The organism is Kitasatospora putterlickiae (assembly GCF_039527695.1).
GTDB classification, from domain to species: domain Bacteria; phylum Actinomycetota; class Actinomycetes; order Streptomycetales; family Streptomycetaceae; genus Kitasatospora; species Kitasatospora putterlickiae.
Window position 1 is genome coordinate 4058 of record NZ_BAAAKJ010000469.1, and the last position, 2607, is coordinate 6664.

Genomic DNA, 2607 nt, shown 5'->3' on the forward strand with positions numbered 1-2607 from the left:
CGGCCGCCGCCCGCGCCGCGGATCCCGAACCGGTCCAGCGTCCGCAGCAGTTCGGTCTCCACCCGGCCGCGGAACCGCACCGGGTGCTTGGTCTCGATCGCGAGGTCCACCGGGCGCCCGCAGTTCACGACCAGCTCCAGCAGGCTCTCCAGCCGCAGCACCCCGCGCAGCTCCGGGTCCTCGCTCGGCCGGCCGGTCTTCCAGGCCCCGAAGTCGTGCGCCTCCAGCTCCGCCAGCGTCATCGCCGACACCGTGCCCCGGCCGTCCGAGACCCGCCCGATCCGCCGGTCGTGCACGCAGACCAGCTGCCCGTCGGCGGTCACCCGCACGTCGCACTCCAGGGCGTCCGCCCCCTCGGTGAGCGCCCGGCGGTAGGCGGCGAGGGTGTGCTCGGGCAGGGCGAACGAGGAACCGCGGTGGGCGATCACCTGGACGGGCGGGGCGGTGCGGGCCGTCGCGGGCGAGACATCGGGGCTGGTCACGCCCTACACGATAGGCCGCGGACATGAAGCGGAGGCGAAGACCGCCCCAACCCGTGGAGCCGTCTTCGCCTCCGTGTCCGGGGCCCGGCGGGCGTCAGCGCGCGGCGGTGGCGGCCGCCCGGGCCCGGGTGAGCGGGGTGAGCGCCCAGGTGGCCAGGGCCGGCACCAGGAAGCCGAACAGCGAGGCCGAGGTCCACTCCTGCGGGGTGAAGCCCAGCGCCTCCTGCGCGGAGGTCCAGAGGTCCGTCCACCAGCCGGCCACCGCGGTCGGCGCGATCAGCTGGTAGGTGGCGAAGCCCAGCGCCCACGGCAGCAGCATCAGCCAGCGGGACGGCGCGTCGGCGGAGAGGTTCCAGCCGCGCCGCCCGGCGCCGAGGAAGTAGTCGACCGCCAGCACCGCGAACATCGGCACGAAGACCGAGCCGATCAGCCCCAGGAAGGCGTAGTAGGAGTCGGTGAACTCGGTGATCTGCAGCGCGAGCACGGTGATCAGCACGCCGGTGCCGCCGGTCAGCACCCGGCGGTCGACCTTCGGCAGCAGGTTGTGGATCGACATCGCGGTCGAGTACACGTTGGCGAAGGACTGGTCGGTCTCGCGCAGCACCAGCACCAGCAGGAACAGCCAGCCGGCCCAGACGCCCAGGAAGGAGTCGAAGATCCGCTCCGGGTCCCCGTCCGCCTGCAGCAGCGCCATCAGCCCGAGCACGTAGCACCAGACCTGCGCCAGCGTGTAGCCGGAGAAGCTGCCCCAGAACGCCGAGCCGGGGGTGCGCGAGTGCCGGGTGTAGTCGGCGGCGAGCGGCACGAAGGAGATCGACACCGCGATCATCGAGTCGGTCGCCCGCAGGAAGCCGTGCCAGTTGCCCGCGCCCGGGTCGGGGACGCCGTGCCGGCCGAGCTGGACGGTGAAGTAGACCATCGCGACCGCCACCGCGGCGGCGACGAAGCGGCGCAGCACCGCGATCGCGCCGAGAGGCCAGATGGTCAGCGCGGTGGTCACCGCGCCGGCCAGCACCACGAAGACCCAGCGGTAGCCCTCGGTGCCGACCACGGTCTGCGCGCCGAGCGCGATCGTCAGCAGCTCGTAGACGCCCCAGCCGACGCACTGGACGATGTTGAGCACCGTCGGCACGTAGGACAGCCGGGTGCCGAACAGCCCGCGCAGGTTCGCCATGGCGGGCGCGCCGGTCCGCGCGCCGATCAGCGCGGCCACCCCGAGCATCGCGGTGCCGACCACGGTGCCGGCCACGATCGCGGTCACGGCGGCGGCCAGCGACAGCTCGCTGCCGGTGGCGCCGAGCACGGTCGCGGCGGTGGTGAAGCCGATCAGCGACACGCCCAGGTTCATCCAGAGCGCGAAGTGGTCGCGGAAGCGCAGGGTGCGGGGCGGCTCGGTGTCCAGCACCAGCGGCGCCTCGGTCCGGGCCGGGGGCTCCAGGACGTCGGTGGCCGCGGCGCGGGAACCGGGGACGGCGCCTCCGGCGTCCTGCTGCGGGGGGACGCCCGGGGACGCGGGCGCGCCGGAGGACGAGGATGGCGAAACAGGCGGCATGGCCGATATCTCCCTACGCCGGCATTACCCGGACAGGTTCCGGCGGTCTGCGCCCCCTCGACGGCCGCCCACGGGATCCGTGGCGTACGGTCGACCGGCGCACTCTCAGCCTGGTGGGTCCAAGCTCCCGCGTGTCAGTTCGGAGCGACAGGCTAGTCGGCGGCGGGGAGAACGCCAAGGCGGCGGGCCGGTGCGCGGCGCAGCGGCGGTCGTCGGGACCGGCTAAGGATTCTTATGAGTTCTTCAGAAGGGTCCTTACGGCAATCGAATCGGGTGTGCGAAAAACTATGGTTGTTGGTCCTGTCAGCTATGGAGGTCGTCCGTGAGCACCGAGCGCGAGGTTGGGTCCACCGGGTCGCAGGGGCAGCAGCCCTCCGGCGGCCAGGGGGTGGTGGGTTCCGCTTCTGACGGTCCGGCGCAGCAGTCTGCGGCCGGCCCCGCCCCCGCCCCCGCAACGACGCCCCACGCAGACCAGCCGGCCCAGCCGTCCGCCGAGGGGGGCTCCGGCGGGTTCACGCCCACGCTGGCGTTCAGCAAGGTCACCGCCCCGGAGCCGGCCGCCGCCCCGGCGCC

The 2607-nt window shown here is 73.5% G+C and carries 1 protein-coding gene and 2 pseudogenes; 1 reads left to right on the top strand and 2 read right to left on the bottom strand.

The genetic code is table 11. The annotated features are described in order from the left end of the window. Window positions 1-482, bottom strand: a pseudogene (locus ABD308_RS37155) (glycerophosphodiester phosphodiesterase family protein); the annotation flags it as partial. A gap of 94 nt (window positions 483-576) precedes the next feature. Then, entirely contained in the window at window positions 577-2034 is a 1458-nt protein-coding gene (locus tag ABD308_RS37160) for a purine-cytosine permease family protein (RefSeq protein ID WP_344345005.1), read from the bottom strand. 322 nt (window positions 2035-2356) lie between these two features. Between ABD308_RS37160 and ABD308_RS37165 the strand changes: the two are divergent. After that, a pseudogene (locus ABD308_RS37165) lies at window positions 2357-2607 on the top strand (hypothetical protein); the annotation flags it as partial.